This window comes from Desertivirga brevis (genome assembly GCF_017355835.1).
Genome location: NZ_JAFEWF010000001.1, coordinates 956,767 through 976,812 on the forward strand (window position 1 = coordinate 956,767; position 20,046 = coordinate 976,812).

At 40.5% G+C, this 20,046-nt stretch carries 24 protein-coding genes; 12 read left to right on the plus strand and 12 right to left on the minus strand.

Annotated features, from left to right (window positions below; genetic code table 11):
* Positions 1-40 precede the first annotated feature (40 nt).
* From J4N25_RS04225 to J4N25_RS04245, 5 genes are all read right to left on the minus strand, one after another.
* Positions 41-910 (minus strand): SDR family oxidoreductase, encoded by an 870-nt coding sequence (locus J4N25_RS04225; RefSeq protein WP_207420896.1) that lies wholly within the window; start codon positions 908-910, stop codon positions 41-43.
* A 114-nt stretch (positions 911-1,024) separates the two neighbouring features.
* Positions 1,025-1,900, minus strand: coding sequence for a glycoside hydrolase family 25 protein (locus tag J4N25_RS04230; protein WP_207420897.1), 876 nt, complete (start codon positions 1,898-1,900; stop codon positions 1,025-1,027).
* Positions 1,901-2,127: 227 nt separating this feature from the next.
* Positions 2,128-2,403: a hypothetical protein gene (locus J4N25_RS04235; protein WP_207420898.1), complete on the minus strand. Its 276-nt coding sequence runs from the start codon at positions 2,401-2,403 to the stop codon at positions 2,128-2,130.
* Positions 2,404-2,458: 55 nt separating this feature from the next.
* The gene (locus tag J4N25_RS04240) at positions 2,459-5,425 is read right to left on the minus strand and encodes a DUF6298 domain-containing protein (RefSeq protein WP_207420899.1); all 2,967 of its coding nucleotides are present in this window, start codon (positions 5,423-5,425) and stop codon (positions 2,459-2,461) included.
* A gap of 79 nt (positions 5,426-5,504) precedes the next feature.
* Positions 5,505-6,485 (minus strand): GlxA family transcriptional regulator, encoded by a 981-nt coding sequence (locus J4N25_RS04245; RefSeq protein ID WP_207420900.1) that lies wholly within the window; start codon positions 6,483-6,485, stop codon positions 5,505-5,507.
* 54 nt (positions 6,486-6,539) lie between these two features.
* Between J4N25_RS04245 and J4N25_RS04250 the strand changes: the two genes are divergently transcribed.
* The 7 genes from J4N25_RS04250 to J4N25_RS04280 all read left to right on the plus strand — a co-directional run bounded on the left by J4N25_RS04250 (position 6,540) and on the right by J4N25_RS04280 (position 9,819).
* Positions 6,540-6,818 carry a hypothetical protein gene (locus J4N25_RS04250; RefSeq protein ID WP_207420901.1) on the plus strand — a complete coding sequence of 93 codons (279 nt, stop codon included), beginning with the start codon at positions 6,540-6,542 and terminating at the stop codon, positions 6,816-6,818.
* Between the two features lie 22 nt (positions 6,819-6,840).
* The gene (locus J4N25_RS04255) at positions 6,841-7,398 is read left to right on the plus strand and encodes a dihydrofolate reductase family protein (RefSeq protein WP_207420902.1); all 558 of its coding nucleotides are present in this window, start codon (positions 6,841-6,843) and stop codon (positions 7,396-7,398) included.
* A 24-nt stretch (positions 7,399-7,422) separates the two neighbouring features.
* Positions 7,423-7,956: an SRPBCC family protein gene (locus J4N25_RS04260; protein WP_207420903.1), complete on the plus strand. Its 534-nt coding sequence runs from the start codon at positions 7,423-7,425 to the stop codon at positions 7,954-7,956.
* A gap of 8 nt (positions 7,957-7,964) precedes the next feature.
* Positions 7,965-8,384: a VOC family protein gene (locus J4N25_RS04265; RefSeq protein ID WP_207420904.1), complete on the plus strand. Its 420-nt coding sequence runs from the start codon at positions 7,965-7,967 to the stop codon at positions 8,382-8,384.
* A gap of 39 nt (positions 8,385-8,423) precedes the next feature.
* Entirely contained in the window at positions 8,424-8,870 is a 447-nt protein-coding gene (locus J4N25_RS04270; protein WP_207420905.1) for an SRPBCC family protein, read from the plus strand.
* A gap of 105 nt (positions 8,871-8,975) precedes the next feature.
* Positions 8,976-9,383, plus strand: a complete 408-nt coding sequence (locus J4N25_RS04275) for a hypothetical protein (protein WP_207420906.1) — start codon at positions 8,976-8,978, stop codon at positions 9,381-9,383.
* Between the two features lie 34 nt (positions 9,384-9,417).
* Entirely contained in the window at positions 9,418-9,819 is a 402-nt protein-coding gene (locus J4N25_RS04280) for a DoxX family protein (protein WP_207420907.1), read from the plus strand.
* Between the two features lie 22 nt (positions 9,820-9,841).
* Here J4N25_RS04280 and J4N25_RS04285 read toward each other — a convergent pair whose 3' ends face one another.
* Complete coding sequence (locus J4N25_RS04285; RefSeq protein ID WP_207420908.1) at positions 9,842-10,330, minus strand: tetratricopeptide repeat protein; 489 nt, start codon at positions 10,328-10,330, stop codon at positions 9,842-9,844.
* A gap of 345 nt (positions 10,331-10,675) precedes the next feature.
* On the opposite strand from J4N25_RS04285, the gene J4N25_RS04290 reads away from it, so the two are divergent.
* Entirely contained in the window at positions 10,676-11,098 is a 423-nt protein-coding gene (locus tag J4N25_RS04290) for a secondary thiamine-phosphate synthase enzyme YjbQ (RefSeq protein ID WP_207420909.1), read from the plus strand.
* A 101-nt stretch (positions 11,099-11,199) separates the two neighbouring features.
* On the opposite strand, the gene J4N25_RS04295 is transcribed toward J4N25_RS04290, so the two are convergent.
* The 3 genes from J4N25_RS04295 to J4N25_RS04305 form a co-directional block, all read right to left on the minus strand.
* Complete coding sequence (locus J4N25_RS04295) at positions 11,200-11,634, minus strand: OsmC family protein (protein WP_207420910.1); 435 nt, start codon at positions 11,632-11,634, stop codon at positions 11,200-11,202.
* Positions 11,635-11,698: 64 nt separating this feature from the next.
* On the minus strand, positions 11,699-12,301 hold the full coding sequence (locus J4N25_RS04300; protein ID WP_207420911.1) for an LEA/WHy family protein: 603 nt from the start codon (positions 12,299-12,301) through the stop codon (positions 11,699-11,701).
* A gap of 82 nt (positions 12,302-12,383) precedes the next feature.
* Positions 12,384-13,094, minus strand: coding sequence for a DUF92 domain-containing protein (locus J4N25_RS04305; protein ID WP_207420912.1), 711 nt, complete (start codon positions 13,092-13,094; stop codon positions 12,384-12,386).
* A 132-nt stretch (positions 13,095-13,226) separates the two neighbouring features.
* Here J4N25_RS04305 and J4N25_RS04310 point away from each other — a divergent pair, with 132 nt between their 5' ends.
* Positions 13,227-14,375, plus strand: coding sequence for an MFS transporter (locus J4N25_RS04310; RefSeq protein WP_207420913.1), 1,149 nt, complete (start codon positions 13,227-13,229; stop codon positions 14,373-14,375).
* Here J4N25_RS04310 and prmC read toward each other — a convergent pair.
* Complete coding sequence (gene prmC / locus J4N25_RS04315) at positions 14,372-15,229, minus strand: peptide chain release factor N(5)-glutamine methyltransferase (RefSeq protein ID WP_207420914.1); 858 nt, start codon at positions 15,227-15,229, stop codon at positions 14,372-14,374. The genes J4N25_RS04310 and prmC overlap by 4 nt on opposite strands.
* 117 nt (positions 15,230-15,346) lie before the next feature.
* On the opposite strand from prmC, the gene ribD reads away from it, so the two are divergent.
* Both ribD and J4N25_RS04325 read left to right on the plus strand, forming a co-directional pair.
* Positions 15,347-16,378: a bifunctional diaminohydroxyphosphoribosylaminopyrimidine deaminase/5-amino-6-(5-phosphoribosylamino)uracil reductase RibD gene (gene ribD / locus J4N25_RS04320; protein WP_207421621.1), complete on the plus strand. Its 1,032-nt coding sequence runs from the start codon at positions 15,347-15,349 to the stop codon at positions 16,376-16,378.
* Between the two features lie 18 nt (positions 16,379-16,396).
* Entirely contained in the window at positions 16,397-16,735 is a 339-nt protein-coding gene (locus J4N25_RS04325; RefSeq protein WP_207420915.1) for a cupin domain-containing protein, read from the plus strand.
* Between the two features lie 22 nt (positions 16,736-16,757).
* Here the strand turns inward: J4N25_RS04325 and J4N25_RS04330 are convergent, their stop codons facing one another.
* Together J4N25_RS04330 and J4N25_RS04335 are read right to left on the minus strand one after the other, a co-directional pair.
* On the minus strand, positions 16,758-17,549 hold the full coding sequence (locus J4N25_RS04330) for a GAF domain-containing protein (protein ID WP_207420916.1): 792 nt from the start codon (positions 17,547-17,549) through the stop codon (positions 16,758-16,760).
* A 212-nt stretch (positions 17,550-17,761) separates the two neighbouring features.
* On the minus strand, positions 17,762-18,307 hold the full coding sequence (locus J4N25_RS04335) for a HEAT-like fold family protein (RefSeq protein WP_207420917.1): 546 nt from the start codon (positions 18,305-18,307) through the stop codon (positions 17,762-17,764).
* A gap of 80 nt (positions 18,308-18,387) precedes the next feature.
* Between J4N25_RS04335 and J4N25_RS04340 the strand changes: the two genes are divergently transcribed.
* Positions 18,388-20,016: an ABC-F family ATP-binding cassette domain-containing protein gene (locus tag J4N25_RS04340; RefSeq protein ID WP_207420918.1), complete on the plus strand. Its 1,629-nt coding sequence runs from the start codon at positions 18,388-18,390 to the stop codon at positions 20,014-20,016.
* Positions 20,017-20,046 lie beyond the last annotated feature (30 nt).

Here is a 20,046-nt window from a genome sequence, read left to right on the forward strand (position 1 = left end):
TAAAATGGCAGACTATTAAAGCCTGCCATTATAAAGTTATCTATCCGTTTACTATTTCGCCTCCGTTAGGGTGCAACACTTGCCCCGTCATATAACTGGAGTCGTTCGATGCCAGGAATACATAGCAAGGTGCAACTTCCTCTGGTTGTCCCGGTCTTTTCAAAGGTACTTCACTACCAAATTGTGCTACCTTATCTTCTGGGAAAGTTGATGGGATCAAAGGTGTCCAGATCGGTCCCGGTGCCACGCCATTAACCCTAATATATTTATCTGCAAGGGATTGCGCTAAAGAGCGCGTAAAGCCAACAATTGCACCTTTGGTAGAAGCATAATCTATCAGGTTAGCACTTCCACGGTAGGCCGTTACCGAAGTGGTATTAATAATAGCGCCTCCTTTTGGCAAATATTTCAACGCAGCTTTTGCCATGTAGAAGTAAGCAAAAATGTTGGTACGGAACGTTTTCTCAAGCTGCTCGGCGCTTATCTGCTCCAAACTGTCCTGAGGGTATTGAACAGCGGCATTGTTAACCAGGATATCCAATTGACCAAACTCCGCTACAGTATCTTCTACTATTTTTATACAATGTTGCTCATCACCAACATCGCCAGGAATGAGAAGGCATTTCTGCCCTTCCTGTTCAACCTGCCACTTAGTTTCTTTGGCATCTTCATGTTCATCCAGGTATACTATTGTCACATTTGCTCCCTGACGCGCAAAAGCTACAGCTACTGCCCTCCCAATTCCACTGTCACCGCCTGTAATAATAGCAACTTTACCTGCAAGCTTTGAAAAAACATCTGTCTGTTCTCCTTCATAAGCAGGTCTTGGTGTCATCTCAGACTCCAGTCCCGGTTGCTTCTCCTGGTGCTGAGCAGGATTTACATTCTGAGGTTCATTTGATTTTTGCATAGTTAGATCGTTTTGCCTTGTAACAAAGTAAATCTACCTGAGTTTGAATGGGTTGAAAAATCAGGATTAAAGCGTAGTTACCACCTTAGAAACTGTGCCTAAGGACGATTTAAACTACTTTAACCTGATCTTCTCAAAATCCAGGCTATCACCTTTAAACACATTCATGTCAACATCATGATTAATACCATTAATGGTAGCACGATCAGAATGCTGCCAGAACTGCCAGTTGGAGCCTTTACCCAGCCTTAATTTGCTCTGATAATAATTGGCTATCCAAAAGAAATACCCATCGAAGTGTTCTTTCAAATAATCCTCGTAAAAAGACAAATTGGTGTATATGATGGGCTTTGTATGAGTTTTGGTCTCTACATAATCGATAAATGCCTTTAACTCCTTTCGCATTTTCTCAGAGGTTTGCCCATCTAGTGTTTCCACATCTACAACCAAAGGTAAATCTCCCCTTTCGGCCCTTGCATTCTGCAAAAAGAACCTAGCCTGCCATTTCCCATCTTTAAACGGACGGAAGAAGTGATACGCACCTACTACAATTCCTGCTTTAGGAGCTTCACGCCAATTTCTCTGGAAGTATGGATCGACAGTCAACAAACCTTCTGTTGCCTTAATGAATGCAAATCTTATCTTAACTCCATCTTCCTCCATTGCCTTCACCTTGTCCCAGTCAATTTTTCCCTGGTAATAAGAGACATCAATGCCGTGAATACTATAACTCTCGGGTATAGGTATGCCGAAATCGTCGTATGAATGGTAACCTGATTTTACGCCAATGTCTTTAAACCAGCGAAAGGAAGAGGTAAATATTTTTAGAATGTAGCCGTAGTAAAAGGGCGAAAGTAAAATCAAGAGCAAGGCTGCAACTGGAATTTTCCAATTAAAGCTCGCCTTCTCAGCTTTCTTCGCTCTGCTCTTAACGGGTCTCTTTACGGGCTTTTTTGTACCCGTAGTTTTTGCTGGTCTCTGTAGGGCCATATTAAGACAGTAAAAGTACAAATATGATTGAATGCATAAAGAGAGAAGGGTTTAAAAGCTGGGCATGTTGAAAGATTTCTAATAATAACAACCTGTAGTGATTTAGCAACTTCGATAGATAAGTAGACAGTGACAGGAAGCTTAGGAGACGTTAATCTTAAAGAACAAGAAGGTGGAGGTAGTAGGCCGGGCATAGAAAAACCCAGCCTCCCATAATATTATTTTAATTATTTATCGTCAAAAAGCAGCAATACCCGCTCGTCGTGAGGTTGCCAATCGCCACTTTCATCCCTTCTCCAGGCTTTTGTAAGTATTGAAGGGTCTGGAAGAAGTTTTCTATTACAAATTTGTTCCGCATCTTCCCAGGTTAGGCTCTCTAACGACTCTTTGGCTTCACTGAAGTATAAATACTCTCGTTCTCCGAGTATTGGACCGTAAACAAGTTGATCACCCTGTTTTTCCTCCTGCTGAATGCTTATTTTCCCTTGATTTTTTTGTTCCATAGTAACGCTGTTTCGTTATAAGAACATTCAGGGGTAAAGGAATGTTTCCCTTCTTCTACCTCTGCTTCTGCAAAACCAGAAGCCAGTCTTTGTCATCAGGCTTAGCAATTGACTTCAAATTCCCTTTATCGAACTTAGCTTCTTTCTCAGTATCATTTGAGGGATTGTACCATAAAGCTTTGTAGTTAGACAGTTTTAAGGACTTAACAAAGTTTATATCAGTACCTGTTAACGAATAAATTATCAGATTTTTTTCATCACTATCGCTCAGTACCCATGTTGTCTCACTATCGCTCACAAAATGATCAAGGGGCTGCAGTTTCATTAAAACCAAGCTAATATGCTTGTTTACAAAAATATCAAAGCTTGTTTTGTCAAGCACTCGTCCCTGACCATGTCCTGCGGTTGGATTCTGAGTAAGTACCTGTGCTGCTCCGCCCATTAATGCTGCCACCTGGTCAGCACCAGCATGCCAGGCTACTATAGCTTTGTCGGGAAACTTGTCGTGATATTCCCGCACTTGCCTGTAAATCTGCTGAGGAGTGGTTGGATCACCAAATTCACGAGGATGAAGTTCGCGGAAGGCAAGGTTCTGCCCGGCTTTAGGCGCCCACAAGCTACCGTCAGGTAAATAGTGCCAGTAGCGCATGTCAACTACTGCTATTTGCTTAGATAGTTCAGGATCTGAAAGTATGGAATCAGTCACTTCCTTGCCAGTGGCAATTACAAGCGGGACCCTTTTCCCTGTCGTCTTTTCCCACTTTAAAACTGTCTGCTGAAAAAACTTCTGAAAAGATAAAGGACCAGAATATTGAAAACTTAAGCCAAAAATGACATTTGGAGAACTCCCTAGTTCATCCAAAACATGAAATATATAATTGCGATGAAGCTCTGCTAGTAAAGGATTAGATGCGTCATAAAACTTATTCGTAACATGCACTCTATCACGAGGCTCTAAAGGAGGAGGTTCTGGCAGACCAGTATTATTAATATTATTAGCCGGACGCCATGGGAAATCTGCCCAATGAGATGCAGTCTCCTGTAGGTTGTGATTGTTATAGAAGTGATGGTACATTAAAAATCCTTTTTGATTTGCCTGAGCGGCAAATTCCTTCATACGATTAAAGTACCAGGGATTGTACTTGGCAAGATCAAACTTACTCAGACCATCCCAGGCTTTCCCCTCTCCGCTCCGTGCCCAGGGTAACTCATAAAAGGCTGCCCAAACATTCCCATCTAATCGTTCAGTAATGGAATGCTCGTCCCTCCTGCGGTCGTACCAAATAGCTGGTCCACTTTGATAGAAATCTATATCTTGCTGCTTTAGTCGCTCAGCCAGAACAGGAAGATCTTCTGTTAACCCAGCTCCAATCTTTCCAGGTACAAAACGTGATATGCTAACTCCCGCATCCAATGCACTTGCAGGTATCGTTTTACCTAGCCACCATGCATCATTCACTGAACCTCCCCATAAGGTTTGATCACTAATCACAAATCGGCCATTCATAATCGACACCTTGTTCGCTTCCACTACACCTTTCGGTGTTGCTAACTCAGCGGGACTATAGTTAAAAGCCTGAGCAGCGCCTGAAGCTTCACTATACCCTGGTGCTTGAGGTTTGAAAAAGTCAGCAGTGGCTTGCTTTCCTAACCTTGCAGTTAACTGAGCTTCAAAAAGAGGATATTTAGCATTGATGATGTAATTTGGAGCACTTGCATGTCCCCCGGCCTCGAGAGTTGAAGCTTTACAATTATATAGAATTGAATTTGCTGCTGTCCAACCTGATTCTTGTGCTCTTTTCGTGTCGTAGGAGACCTTTAAAGCATTACCAGATATTTCAACATTCTCATACAGCACGCCGGAGGACCAGCTTTCAAATGACCCGCTAGCCCCTAGTGCATTGGTAGCTGTGCAATTATAAAAAACATTGGGACCAGCAGCACAAAAACCTATCGCAAAATCATTGACACCAGAATCCGAATTACAGTTTCGCACTAACACCTGCTGCCCCTCTATCCAAAAGGCATTCCTTCTATACCCTCCAATTTCAGAGACAGGATTTTGATTTGAACAATTTTCGATCGTGATCTTTCTTCCTTTATCGGTGACATGTACCAGAGAAGAAACCAGATATTTTCCTTTAATATCCCGAACCCAGCCGTTACTCACATTATCCAAGGTTATTCCGTACCATGCATGTTCCTCATCTTTTAAATTAAGCTTATTAAAACTACTTTCTATGGTGAAATTTTCCAGACCAACATTCTCCAGAAACGACCCTGGATAGACCTTTTCAACTGTAGCTCCACCAAACCTTTGTTCAATTGCTGTAGTGATGGGAGCGTCAACGGTAATCACACCTGTGGCTGTATTTACAGCGCTTATAACCCTGTACCACTTCAAGTCTCTAGAGCCAGGTGTCCATCTATAACGTAAATCAGGAAAAACCCCTTTAAGGGTATCCATTCCAAGAGTTGAAATCCATTCTTTTGTAGAGGGCCGCGTTATCTGCACCAGGTCACCAACTTTAAGCGAACCTACATTTTCCACCTTAAAAGATACAGCACCAGCGTTCACTTCTCCATCAATTTTAACCCGAGGTCCTTCGACTGCTGGCATCACCTTACCTGCCACATTAATTAATGACCGGCGACCTATCCCAGTGGCAACCAAAACTGTATTAGCAGGACTTCCTCCTCTGATCACTATTCCATCAGCAGAAATATTTAAGGCACCAGCTATAGAAAATCTGCCTGGCGAAAGAGCAATACATCCGCGAAAACCATTACTCGCAAGAGGCAAAGAAGCCACTTTATCTATAGCTGCCTGCAACAGTTGAGTATCATCATTTCCTGAGCTTTTAACTACAATGGTCACTGGTACCAGCGGTACAGGAACCAAGCTTTCTTTATAGCCAACAAGAGAGTAATCTATCGCGATACGAGTTTTGTCATCTTTAGTTTGAGTTTGAGCTATGAGAGATACTAAAAGGAGAATTAAGGAACCAAATAATTTTTTCATGATCAAGCAGGAATATTTGGCTAATCTATTTTGAAATAGATGCATTACAAAGCCTGGCATTGTAACGATATTATGAAAACTAAAGGAACGTACCTCTATTATACCTGTTCCGGTATTCTATTGGTGAAAGTCCGGTTGTCTTTTTAAACGTTGTTCTAAAAGCCTTTGTATCGGTATAGCCTACCTGGTACATTACCTCATTAATATTGCTTCTGGAACTTTCCAGGCTCTTCTTTGCAGCTTCAATCTTAACACATTGCATATATTCTACAATCGTATTAGTAGTTGCTTTTTTAAACCTTCTTTCAAGACTACGGCGGTTAAGGGCTAGCATATCGGCTATTTGATCTACCGAAATCCGCTCCTGATAATTCTTCTCAATATATTCCTGCGCCTTCCTTACGAGATCATCCCCATGCTCTTTTTGTCCCTTAAATATAATGAAAGGCGATTGGCTATGCCTGTCCATTTCAATTTCAAAAACCTTTGAGCACATAATAGCCATATCCCGTCCAGCATACTTCTCAATCAGATAAAGCACCAGGTTCATGGATGAGAATGCACCGCCGCTAGAGTACAGTCCAAATTCGTCTGTAATAATCTTGTCCGGAACCATCTTCACGTCTGGGAACATGGCCCTGAACTCTGAAGCGGAAAGCCAATGTGTTGAACATTCTTTGCCATCCAGTAAGCCAGTAGATGCAAGAATAAAAGCACCGATACAAAGACTGGCTACCTCGGCGCCCTGCTTATACTGCCTTATGATCCAGGGAACATAGTCCTGATTCAATTTAAGTATATGCTTGATGGGACCGTGAACCGCGGGAATAATGACAAGATCTGTTTTTATAAGATCTTTAATGGTGAGTTCAGGTATAACAGTGAACAAACCATTAGTTAGCCGGGTCTCTTTGGAAAGTCCTACCAATTGTACCTTAAATAAGGGAAGTTTCCCTGCACTCGAGAGAAAACTGTTCACCATATTAAACATTTTATAGGTAGCCTCGAGATTGCTTAAGCTGGTCTCGCCCTCTAAAGCAAGGATAGATATGTGCTTCATAATCTCAAATTTACGGCCTTTCAATGTCGCAATCAACCCCTCAAATAGACGTAGATGCACCTCACTCCTGACTGTGATCTCCGACTATCTTTACTTCAATTAATGCTCCCATATCAAATGCTGATGGTAGAAGTTTTCAAAACAGATGTACAGGAGGATGGCCAGGCACAGGCAATAGTTGCCTCACTTTCGAAAATCCTTCCTGGTTGCAGTATCAATTTCGATTTGGACGATTGCGATAAGATTTTAAGGGTTGCAGGTGAAACAGTTATTGCGTGTGAGATTGAGAGATTAGTATTGCAAAACGGATTTGAATGTAAGTGCCTCGAATAGCGGCTAAATTAAAAGTAGCATCATGAGAAAAATTTTTTTATCGGTTATGGTTTCCCTTGATGGTTTTATTGAGGGCCCTAACAAGAACATCGACTGGCATGTGTGGGATAATGATATGGATAACTATATGAGTGATTTTTTTAAGGGAATTGATAGAATAATTTTGGGAAGAATTGCTTATGAAATGATGGCTGATTATTGGCCAACTTCTGCTGCCGAGTCTGAAAACCCTTTAATTGCCCATAAGATGAACAAGCTGAACAAGCTGGTATTCACAAAATCTCTAGAATCGGCGAAGTGGCGCAACTCCCAGATCGTTAGAGAACTGGTAAAAGAAGAAGTGCTGAAAATTAAAGATCAGGGCGAAAAAGACATAGTTATTTTTGGTGGTGGGAGTATAATTCAGGAGTTTATTCATCATGATCTCATCGACGAATACAGGTTAATAGTTAATCCGGTAGTGCTGGGGAGCGGTAAACGCCTATTTGCAGAAGGATCAGAACAGAGGAATCTGAAATTACTGCAAGCTATTCCGAAAGCTTCTGGAAATGTAGTACTTTGCTATTCCCGGTTTAATTGAAACAATCATCTCACAATAGAAACCATGAAAGTTATTAAAATCGCACTAATCGCATTGGCTGTTCTTATCGCCCTTCCCTTAATCGCAGCAGTCTTTATCAGGAAACAGTTTAGCATCAGAAGAGAAATCACCATAAACAAGCCGGCCAACGAGGTTTTTAATTATGTAAAGCATCTAAAAAACCAGGATCACTACAGCAAATGGGTAATGCTTGACCCGCACTTGAAAAAGCAGTTCAGAGGGACCGACGGAGAGGTAGGCTTTGTTTACGCCTGGGAAGGCAATGATCAGGCAGGTAAAGGAGAACAGGAAATTAAAAGCATACAGGAGGGTAAAGAAGTAAATGTGGAAATCCGTTTTGAGAAGCCGTTTGAAGGAACCGCCTTCGCTCCAATCACAACAGATGCTATCAACGAAAATCAGACTAAGGTAACATGGGGAATGAGCGGAGAAAGCAAATATCCAATGAACTTTATGAATCTTTTTAACGACAAAATGCTTGGAGGAGACATTGAGGAGAGCCTTCAATTATTGAAGAAAAACTTAGAAAACAACTAACTAAAAATATGCTTAATATCCATCCTTACTTGAACTTTCCTGGCAACACGCTGGAGGCATTTCAATTTTACAAATCTGTATTTGGAGGAGAATTCTCGATGATAATGCGTTTTAGAGACACAGCGGAAGCTACACGAGTATCTGCAGAACATCTGGATAAAATTATGCACATAGCATTACCCATTGGCCAAAGTGTGTTAATGGCCACCGATGCTCTTCAGGAAATGGGACACCATCTGAAAACCGGTAATAATTTTCACATTTCCATAAATCCTGATAATAAGCAGGAAGCCGAAAGGATCTTCAGTGAATTATCAGATGGAGGCCAGATGGCTGTTCCATTCCAGAAAGAGACATGGGGTGAATATTTCGGGATGTTTACTGACAAGTTTGGTATAAATTGGATGGTAAGTTGTATAGAGGAATAATAGGTAGAATTTTACATTTAATATAAACTATCATTTGCCATGAAAACAGTAGAATCAATCAAAAAGACACTCGATCTTAAGGCTCCCAAAGAAAAAGTTTGGGAAGTATTAACTAAAGACGAATACACGAGACAGTGGTATAGCGAATTTAGCGAAGGATCATATGCAATGAGCGAATGGAAGGAAGGCGACAAAATCACTTTCCTCGATAAGAGCGGTAGTGGAATAATTGGTGTAATCAGCACTTTGAAGCCATATGAAAAAATCGAATTTAGCTATAATGGCGTGCTCAATAAAGGTACGGAAGATTTTGAGAGCGAGGAAGCTGTAGCCGTTAAGGGATTCAGAGAAACGTACTGGCTTGAAGAAAAAAATGGAGAGACTACACTTTATGTAGAAAGCGAGATGAATGAAGAATATGTTCAAATGATGGGAGACTCGTGGGACAAGGCTCTTAAAGTGTTAAAAGATCTTGCGGAAAAGTAATTTAGATATATCAATTACTCATTCAATCAGATGCGCGATTGTGAGTAATTGAACTTTTTTTTGCGGAAGGTGTTAGGTGTTGATATCAGCATACAATAAAATGATATGGAAAAAATAGTACTAACCGAGTCGGTGGAATTGGTATGTGTAACTGCTAAATCCTTTCCTGACGGAATCCAGCAAGCTTTTAACTCACTAACAAGCCAGCTTCCTGTAAATTGCAATCGTACTTTCTTCGGAATTTCTTATCCTGCAACAAACGGATCTATTACTTATAAAGCAGCTGTAGAAAACAAAAAAGGCGATGAGTTCGAAAAGTGGGGCTTAGAAAGCTTTACAATCCCACCGGGAATCTATTGGACGGAAACTATCAAAAATTTTATGGAAAACGTTTCCCTTATTGGAGAAACCTTTAGAAAACTTCTTGATAATCCTCAACTGGAGGAGTTTCCCTGTATAGAATGGTATCGTAATAGTAAGGATGTAGTTTGCATGGTAAAGATCAAGGAGTAAAAAACTTATTGAAAGGAAACTAATAAATACTTATATGAGACTTTTAAAACCCTATCCTCTTGGCACTGACCTCGGAATCCTACTCCTAAGATTAATCTTCGGAGGTTTGTTTGTCCGGTATGGCTTTATGAAATTTTCTAATTATGATCAGATACTTCCGATGTTTGGTGATATTATAGGAATTGGTTCCAAGCTTTCCTTTAATCTGGTCATTTTTGCAGAACTGATCTGCGGATTTCTTGTAGCTATTGGTCTGCTCACCCGCTTATCTGTTATTCCAATTTTTATCACGATGGTTATCGCTTTTTTTATAGCCCACGCAAGAGATCCTTTCGATGCTAAAGCAATGGCTTTTATATTAATGCTATTATCTATTGTGGTCTTTGTTTTTGGAAGCGGCAGATATTCAGTGGACCGGTTTCTATTCAAAAATTAAACAAAAAAACTGAACCTGGAGGTTATAGTTGAAGGTTCCGTTTGTACTCACAACTCTCGATAGCCTTCTTATAATCTTCCAGGGTATCGAAATTCAGACACCGCTGAATGGCTTTCTTGTAGAACATAATGGCTTCGTCATAGTTCAATTGAAATTCTTCCGCTATTCCAAGCCGGTAGTATATAACAGATTTATCTACAAGAGGTATATGGAGGGCCTGATCTGCAATTGGCCTGATCTTAGACCATTCTTCCAGGTTTGTGTACAGTATGATTAAATTACTGTAAGGATGAGGATAGTATTTGTTAGTTTTAAGCGCTTTAAAAAAATGATTCTTTGCCCGCTCGTAGTCGTCAAGCTGCGTTCGATAGATCCAACCTAGGGAATTGTGGGCAGGAACATAGTCCGGCTCTTCATTAATGATGGATTCTAGCAACTGCTTAGCGTGAACATAATTAGTATTACGAATTGCCTCCTCGGCTTCCAGATAAATATCTTCTAAATGAATCATTTCTTTGTTTCGCAAATCTATAAACAAAAATCCAATTTTGTCTCGGGGAACAGCATGTAAAAACTGTCGCAATCGCCCTTTTATATAATCGTTTCAACACCCCTAAACTTCTCCTTGCTTACAGTAATTTTACTTTATAACTCTAAAGCATACCATGGAACGACCCAAATTAGAAGCAAAGTAGATATATCCCTAGTATTGGGATTTACCAGGTTTGAATGGATAAGCTTTATTACATTTCACACTCAAAGACATCTTCGTCAACTTAAAGATCTTTTGCCTGCCTAGCTGGGGGTCGGTCCTTCAGGATTCTTCCTTAACTTAGCCGTCTTAATTCAGGGAAGAATGAAAATAATTCAGCAATCTTTAAGATTAAAAGCCAGACGACGAGGATTTCATATCATTACCGCAGAAGTTGGTCAGGCGTTGGCGGGACTAAATTCCATCAAAGCAGGAATGTGCCAAGTGTTCATTCAACATACTTCGGCTTCCCTTACCATAAATGAGAATGCAGATCCGACTGTAAGACAAGATTTTGAAATGTTTTTTAACAAGACGGTTAAGGAGAATGATCCTGATTATCTGCACGATTATGAGGGATCCGACGATATGCCTGCTCATTTAAAAGCATCAATGCTTGGCTGTTCTGTGATGATCCCCGTTACTAATGGAAGGCTAGCGTTAGGAACCTGGCAAGGCATTTATTTATGTGAACACAGGGACTATGGTGGAGAGAGAAATTTGGTAATAACCTTATGGGGTGAATAAAGCTTAAATGGATTATAAATCCAGACATCCCTTATTAGCAAAGGGCATAAAAAAAGCACGGCTTCTTTTTGAAACCGTGCTTTATATTATTGGACCTGGTGTTAACCTAATGTAGCCTCAAGAGTAATAGGCACTGAGCTTAAAGCCTTGCTTACCGGACAGCCCGCCTTAGCGGCATTTGCCAATTCCTGAAACTGCTCTTCGGATATACCTGGAACTTTAGCTTCAAGTTTTAAGGTAATTGCAGTGATACTAAAACCGCCCTCTGATGGATCAACACGCACAGCAGCCTCGGTTTTTAGTTCCTCCGGAACGAAACCCGCTCCTGACAGTTGAAAGCTTAAAGCCATCGTAAAACATCCTGCATGTGCCGCAGCAATTAATTCTTCAGGATTTGTTCCTGCTTTACCGTCTTCACTTTCAAAACGGGCAGCAAATGAATAAGGTGTACTGCTTAAAACTCCACTTGTTGAAGTCAGCGTTCCTTTTCCTTCTTTACCAGAGCCGTTCCAAACGGCAGATGATCTTCTAATCATATTGAAATTATTTGTTGCTAAAATTAAAACTTCAACATACAATTCCAAATGAAGTTTTACCCATCTAAAGTAAAATTTTACTACTTACCTCTTTGTCGATTGTGATATAGCCAGGATAGGTGATCTTTTTACCTCCCAACCCAATGGTTGGCTTTATCTTAATAGTCATTATTCCTTTCTCCTCTTTTCCATTTTTGCCTGCTGATACGAAATCAGCAATATCCTGAGCTGCTTTAGTATCAGAAAGTAAAGAATAGATATTAGAATTAAGTTTGATCGGAACTGTGGTTTGGCCACCACCTGGTTCAACTGCTATAGCCTGATTTACTAAGCCTTCTGCAAGCTGATGGTTTTTAAATAGTATCTTATATTCGAATTGATTTATAGCAGCAAGGTCTGCAGAAGGGTTGGTGACTTTTAAATTAAGTTTAGCCGAAAAAGGCACATCCCTTCGGAGAAGAGCAAGAGCTAGTCTCGGAGCTTTTGCGAAATCGAACCCCTTCTCTCCAACGAGGTTCATTACTGGAACATTAGCGATCGAAACACTATCAGCAGATATAAGATCGTATTTACATTTTTCAAAAGCCCGTAATTGCTCTACTTGTTTATTGATGCCGCAGGCGGCCATTAGCAAGACAATGCCGCAGGAAAATATCAATTTGTTCATGATTTCTATAACGTAATTTGTAAATAAAGTGTGTGCGTCTTTCTGTTAAGACGATATAAATAGTAGTAAGGTTTAATACTTTTTAAAAGAAGTTGAAGAACAGCGGAGCAACGATGGCCCCTATGAAGGTATTAATTAGATTAACAACATTATTGCCAATACTTCCCCTTCTTTCCAATGTAGCTCCCAGATAAGAGTCCGCCAGATTTCCAATTAAACCCGCAAGTGCCACAGACAGGAACATTAACCACTGGCGGTTTTGGCAATATAAAATAGAGGCGATTAAAAGGGCCCCGGCCAGCCCGGCCATTGTACCTTCGAAACTTATTACCCCATCTAATCCACGCTGATCTTTCCGGAGCGTTAGAATATTAATAAACCTGCGCCCAAAAACGTTCCCTAATTCTGACGATAGAGTGTCTGCTGTTGCTGCAGAGAAAGCTCCGGCGATAGCAACGGGCACAAAGGTACTATGGTGAGGAAAAAACAAAGAGAAGTAACCTATTAAAGCAGCTACGCCTCCATTTGCGAGTACCTGCCCAGCATCTCTTCTTCCGTTATTGCCTTCGCGTAACCCATGCCTCTCTTTAAACCCTTTTTTCCACGACGTTGCCAGAGTTGCCAGTAAGAAGAAAGCTCCAAGCATAATTATGCCAGGATAGCCAGCTCCCGTATATACTCCTACTGCCACGAAACCACCGGCCAATGTTCCAGCTCCGGTTAGTTTGCCCCCAAAGTAAACCAGGAACATTAACAAGAGTAAGATCACCAGCGGAAGCAAAAATTGAAACATTGGAAATAAATTAGCCTTGTTTTTACAATAATAGCACTTGAAAAAGAAATTCAATATCATTTGAAATAAAAATCATTTGAAAACACTGTCATTAGCCCTACTTTTGCGGCCAATCTTTTTGGAACCGTTTTGATGGACAAGAGCAGGTACAGAGCATTTTTAACGATATTTTTTTTTATAGCAGGGGTATGCTTCTCAACCTGGGCATCGAGGATACCAACGGTTAAAGCGAGTTTCCACCTTAATGACGCTGAGTTAGGGACTTTGCTATTGGCCATGCCTATTAGCTCCCTTATAGGCTTGCCTATTTCAGGCTACCTTGTTTCAAAGTTCGACAGCCGCGTTCCTCTTACCATAGCATTCCTGGGTCATGCTCTCGCTCTTACCCTTATCGGTTTTGCCACATCAATGGTAGTTCTTGTTGCTTCGGTTGCTCTTTTTTCGTTCAGTACCAGAATTTTAAACATCTCGATGAATACACAGGCTATTACTATTCAGAAGATGTTTAACCGGAAGATCAACGGATCCTTTCACGCCCTCTGGAGCACAGGGGGAATAGTTGGTATAACTTTCTCTACCGTGCTATTAAAATTTAATGTGCCTATGCATATTCATTTTAGCATTGTTGCTGCAATTACAGCTATTACTACCTTAATATTTTCAAATTACCTTTTAAAAGGCGACAGATCTGAAAAAGGCAACAAAATAATCATAGGCAAGCCGGACCCGTTTGTGCTTTACCTTGGGGTTATCGTTTTCTTTTCCGCTGTATGTGAGGGAGGGATGTTCGACTGGAGCGGGATATACTTTAAGGAAGTTGTTGGGGAAGATATTTTTACTGCAGGATACCTTATTTTCATGACATTCATGGCCCTGTCCCGGTTCGTTTCTGACAGGATAGTTGAAAATATAGGGATGCCAAGAACTTATATATTAAGCTCGGGGCTAATTGTCACGGGAGTTCTTCTTGCAATTATCTTTCCCTATTTTTGGTCTGCTCTTATAGGTTTTTCCCTGGTTGGCTTTGGAACAGCTTCTGTTATACCCATGACGTTCACTCTGGCCGGGACCTCTAAGAAATATTCACCAGGATTGGCTATATCGATTGTGACCACTTATGTGATTGTTGGAATGTTGTTAGGCCCTCCCCTAATCGGCTATATAGCACATGCCTTTGGTTTACAAAAGGCCTTTATAGCCTTTGCAATAGCCGGCCTTATGATCACACCCATGTCCCGGATATTCTTTGCACATAAAAGAAAAGTTGAGGCGGCTAACTAGTTTAGCCATGCTTTAATCATGCGCTCTTTTCCCTGCAGGTCCGTCCGGATTTCCGCATGAAATCCCTTTTCCTTTAGCATCGATTGAGTTTCCTTTCCTAAAGCCTCATTGATCTCGAGAAATAACAGACCCTTATCGTTCAAATGCTTTATAGCAAAGTCGGCTATTCGCTTATAAAAAAGAAGGGGGTTGTCATTCGGAACGAACAGAGCGGTATGAGGTTCATGTTCCAATACATTCCGGTGCATCTGCTCTTTCTCGTTCTCAGCAATATAAGGAGGATTGCTGATGATAAAATCAAATGTAAGAGGCAACAGTGTAAATGATTCTTTTAGGATATCAGCCTGAAAAAAATGAACTTCTGCCTGATTCAGCACGGCATTTTGAACAGCTATATCTACTGCTTCCTGAGATATATCACAAGCACAAACTTCAGCCCCCGGAAGATTTTTCTTTATTGCTATAGGGATACAGCCAGTTCCCGTGCCAAGATCGATAATATTTAAGGCTCGCTGTTTACCTTCCTTCACACAATCCAATACCCAGAAAACCAGCTCTTCAGTTTCAGGTCTTGGAATCAGTACGTTTGCATTCACTTTGAATCGCATTCCGTAGAAATCAGCTTCTCCCAACACGTATTGCAATGGTTTTCCGAATCGAAGCTCGTCCAGAATACGGATCAGAGAGGTTTCCTCCTGCAAAGTCAAATCATGCCCCTTATGAAGCATTACGTAACTCTTACTTTGGTTACATACGAATTGCACTGCTAACTGAGCAATGCTCTTCGCTTCCTCTCTGTCATACATTGGTGGAAGCTGATCCACATAAATACTTTCAATTTCGGCGATGGTCATAGTTTGGCAAAGTAATCAGAAATAGCCTTAGGCTATTATATTTTTTATCACTTTTGTTAAGCGTTTTTAGACGATTAAGTTTTAGAAGAATTACAATTTGTGAATTTAGAGAAATACATGCAACGCTGCATAGAGCTGGCTGAACTTGGAGCAGGACACGTAAGTCCGAACCCCATGGTTGGCTCTGTGGTAGTGCACAATGATAAAATAATAGGCGAAGGATACCACAAGCAGTATGGCCAAAACCATGCTGAGGTAAATGCTATTAGGGATGTATTGAATAAGGTTGGGGAGCAGGGCGAACATATACTGAAGGAGTCGACAATTTTTGTAAGTCTTGAGCCATGCGCTCATTTCGGAAAAACTCCTCCTTGTGCCGATTTAATTATCAGACATGGAATTCCTAAGGTTGTTATTGGTTGTCCCGACCCCTTTGAACACGTAAATGGAAGGGGAATTGAAAAGTTACGGGCAGCAGGAATAGAAGTCTTTGAAAATGTATTAAGAGAAGAATGTGAATTCCTTAACAGGAGATTTTTTACACGTGTAAAAAAACAACGCCCTTATATCATTTTAAAATGGGCACAAACAAGAGATCATTACTTTGCTCCGGAAGGCAACAAACAAAAATGGATAAGCTCTCCCCTTGCAAAAGTATTATCCCATAAGTGGCGATCAGAGGAAGATGCAATCTTAGTCGGAAAAAAAACGGCACTAATTGATAATCCACAGCTTAACGTAAGAGAATGGCCAGGAAGAAATCCTAGAAGGATAGTTATCGATCGTAACCTTGAACTGCCAGAAAACCTTCATTTTTTCGATCAATCTCAGGGAACTATTGTCTTTAACAGCAAGAAGACGGAAATCCATGATCAGATAAAATATCTTGAAGTAGAGGATTTTGACCATTACCTACCTCAGCTTATCTCCTACCAACTTTACCTGATGGATATTCAGTCGTTAATTATTGAGGGGGGAGCAAAGACGCTGGATTTGTTTATAAAAGCCGGATTGTGGGATGAAGCGCGAGTATTTACGAGTGAGGAATTTTGGGGAAAAGGTATAAAAGCCCCGGAAATTAAAGGGCGGCGAATTGATAAAACAAAGGTAGGAACTGATGCTTTAGAAATATTTGTAAACCAAGCATAATTAGATCATAAATAAACAATGGCAGTATTAAAATATAAAGAAGCAGAGGTGCAGCACCCTGCTGAAGGAATCGAGCGTAGGTTAGTACATCTAGAAAAAATGCTGACTGCTGTGCTGGACTTTAGCAATGGACCTCAAACAGAACCAGATCCTATGCACGCGCATCCACATGAACAAACAAGTTATATTGCAGAAGGTGAAGTATTATTCTTCATGGAAGGAGAAGAAACCCAGCATTTAAAGCCGGGCGACATGTTTTATGTACCTTCTAATAAAAAACACTGTATACAGTTGCTAACAAAAACTGCCCGGCTAGTTGACAGCTTTTCTCCTGTTCGTGAAGACTTTCTCAAGTAAAAACTCAAATAGGCAGGCGGAATTAATCATTATCAACAGCAGCAAATGCATCAGCGGTTACTAGCTTAACCGCTTCATCCATTTGGTCAAGTACCAGTTCCATAAGGGGAAGAAATTCTTTACTTTCCTCGCTCGGGAGAGTGTTTATTAGGTACATCAGGCCTTTCATTGTGGCTACCGGACCACTTATTTGATGTGACATTACAGTAGCAAGCGATTGTAACTGCTTGTTTTGAGCGTTATATTTCTCTTTCAACATATCTTCAGAGCTTTGCATGATTTTTTTCTGATCATTCACCGTGTTTAATGCTAATCTTAGTTCAAGTAGGTAAATGACATGAGTTGAAAGCATTTTAAGACTCTCAATTTGATAAGTAGTTAATTCTTTGGGATTGGAATCGATGACACACAAGGTTCCGATATTGTGACCAGAATGGGTCTTTACCGGCATTCCTGCGTAAAATTTAATATGAGGTGAACCAGTAACGTATGGACTGTTCCGGTACTTAGAATGTTTGCTCGCGTCTGAGATAATCACCAGATCATCCTGTTGTATGGTGTCAAAACAGAAGGTTTGCCCAATTGGGACACTCTCAATATCTACACCTTTTCTTGCAATCAAAGTTTGATTTATATCATCTATAAGAGATATATAAGCCACTGGAACGTCACATATTTTAGCTATCATTCCTATTAGGTCTTCCAGGTTCTTCAAATTTTGAAGATCCTGTTCTAAATACCTTCTTGTTGATGCTACTCTTAAATGTTCGTTAGCAGATTTATTTTCAACACCCACGATGTCTACTAAACTCATACAATCAATTCCTTAGGGGTAAATTAAAGAAAATTTATTGTAGCAAAACAAACTTTATGGGATCTTTTTTTACACATTGGGCAATTATATCCCCTTTCCCCAGCATGAAAAAACAACAAAAAAGACCCATGTACTTGATTTACAATTATTTCCTACACAAAATAAACATCTAAAAAAATATTAATAATTTTTATTTAAAATCATGCGCTATTTCAAGAACGTAATTTCTTAAGAACTTTTTTTCCCCTTGACTGCATTGCAGCCGACCCGTTCCTTAATAAAAATTCTGTTTCGGCCCTCAGCTCCTCTGCGATCCAATCTTGTTGATCTTTCAAACCCAGTAAAATATCAAGGCAATTAACCTTTACAGCCACAGGGCATTCCGGGTTGGATAACCACTCGAAAGTTGATTCAATGATCGCTGTCCAGTCAAATCCTCGCAGCTCCTTTCGGTTTGCCTTTTTTTTAACCACCCACATCAAGATCTTTGTGAAATGCCTGCGACAACTATTATTTGTTTGAGCATTATAACTGTTTAAAAAATAGGGTGCGTTTTTCCAGAATTCTTCGGGTTGTAGACAAGTTGCATTTTCAAGAATCCAGCTGGCTCGAAACGCTATAGCCTTATCCTGATGAAAACTAAGATCTATCAAATCATTAAAGTGCAGCCCACCTGCCCCGGCTATAGCAGCTAACTTTTCTACTTTAACCTTTTCAAGAGTTTGTTTTATTTCCTCAAGAAGCTCGTCTTTCGTCATAGTGGAACTAAAATAAATCTTTTATGCTAACTGGCATATCTTATTCATATTGACTACCTTTGCACCTCAAATTACAATGCATGATATCGGTTTCTAATCTATCTCTACGTTACGGAAAACGCACTCTTTTTGAGGATGTTAACCTAAAGTTCTCACACGGTAACTGCTACGGAGTCATTGGAGCGAACGGCGCTGGTAAATCTACTTTCATGAAGATTTTATCTGGTGATGTAGATCCAAGTACAGGTTCTGTTGCCATTACTCCAGGAGAGCGTATGGCCGTTTTAAAACAGAATCACTATGAGTTCGACGAATTTCCGGTGATTGAAACTGTTTTGATGGGTCATAAAGAGCTGTATAATGTGATGAAGGAAAAAGACGCTTTGTACGCTAAGGAAGACTTTACAGATAAAGATGGTGAACGCGCCGGAGAGCTGGAAAATATTTTTGCTGAGATGGATGGCTGGAATGCTGAAAGCAATGCAGCTACACTTTTAAGCAACCTTGGAATTAAAGAAGAGCTTCATTATAAATTAATTAAGGAATTAGACGGTAATCAAAAAGTGCGGGTGTTGTTGGCACAAGCTTTATTTGGAAACCCTGATATCTTATTACTGGATGAGCCTACCAACGATTTGGACATTGAAACTATCGGATGGTTGGAGGATTTCCTGGCAGGATACGAGAATATTGTACTAGTAGTTTCCCACGACCGTCACTTCCTGGATACTGTTTGTACGCATATCGTTGATATTGACTTTGGTAAAATGACCATCTATACCGGTAACTACTCGTTCTGGTACGAGTCAAGCCAGTTAGCTCTACGTCAGCGTTCTGATCAGAATAAGAAGCTTGAAGATAAGGTAAAGGAATTACAGGAGTTCATTCGTCGTTTCAGTGCCAATGCTTCAAAGTCTAAACAAGCTACCAGCCGTAAAAAGGCCCTGGATAAGATCAACCTGGAAGAGATTAAGCCATCCAACAGGAAGTACCCTGGAATTATATTTAATAATGTTGCCCGTGAAGCAGGCGATCAGATCTTACAGGTTGAGAAACTTAGAAAAGTATCTTTTGGCGATCTGCTATTTGGAGATGTATCTTTTATGGTAAATAAAGGAGATAAGATTGCTCTAATCTCACAAAATAGTTTAGCTACCAGTGCTTTTTACGAAGTATTGACTGGAAGAGATACTGACTTTGAAGGTGAGTTTAAGTGGGGAGTGACGATTAACCCGGCTGACATCCCGGCCGACAACTCTGAGTACTTTGAAGGAAAAGATCTAAACCTGATCGACTGGTTACGTGAGTATTCTGAGGGAGAGAAGGATGAGCAGTTTATCCGCGGCTTCCTTGGAAGAATGTTATTTTCAGGAGAGGAAGTACTTAAGAAATGTTCGGTCCTTTCAGGAGGTGAAAAAATGCGTTGTATGTTCTCAAAAATGATGCTTCAACAAGGAAACGTCCTTTTGTTTGACGAGCCGACCAATCACCTGGACCTTGAATCGATTACCGCACTCAACAACGGGATGAAAGATTTCAAAGGAACAATTTTGTTTACTTCCCGTGACCATGAGCTTACTCAGACAGTAGCCAACCGCATCATCGAGATCACCCCAAATGGTATTATCGATAAGCTAATGAGCTATGACGAATATATATCCAGCGACGCCGTTAAGAAACAGAGAGAAGAATTATATGCGTTAGCATAAAAGCACTGAGATAAACGTAAAAGGCCATTC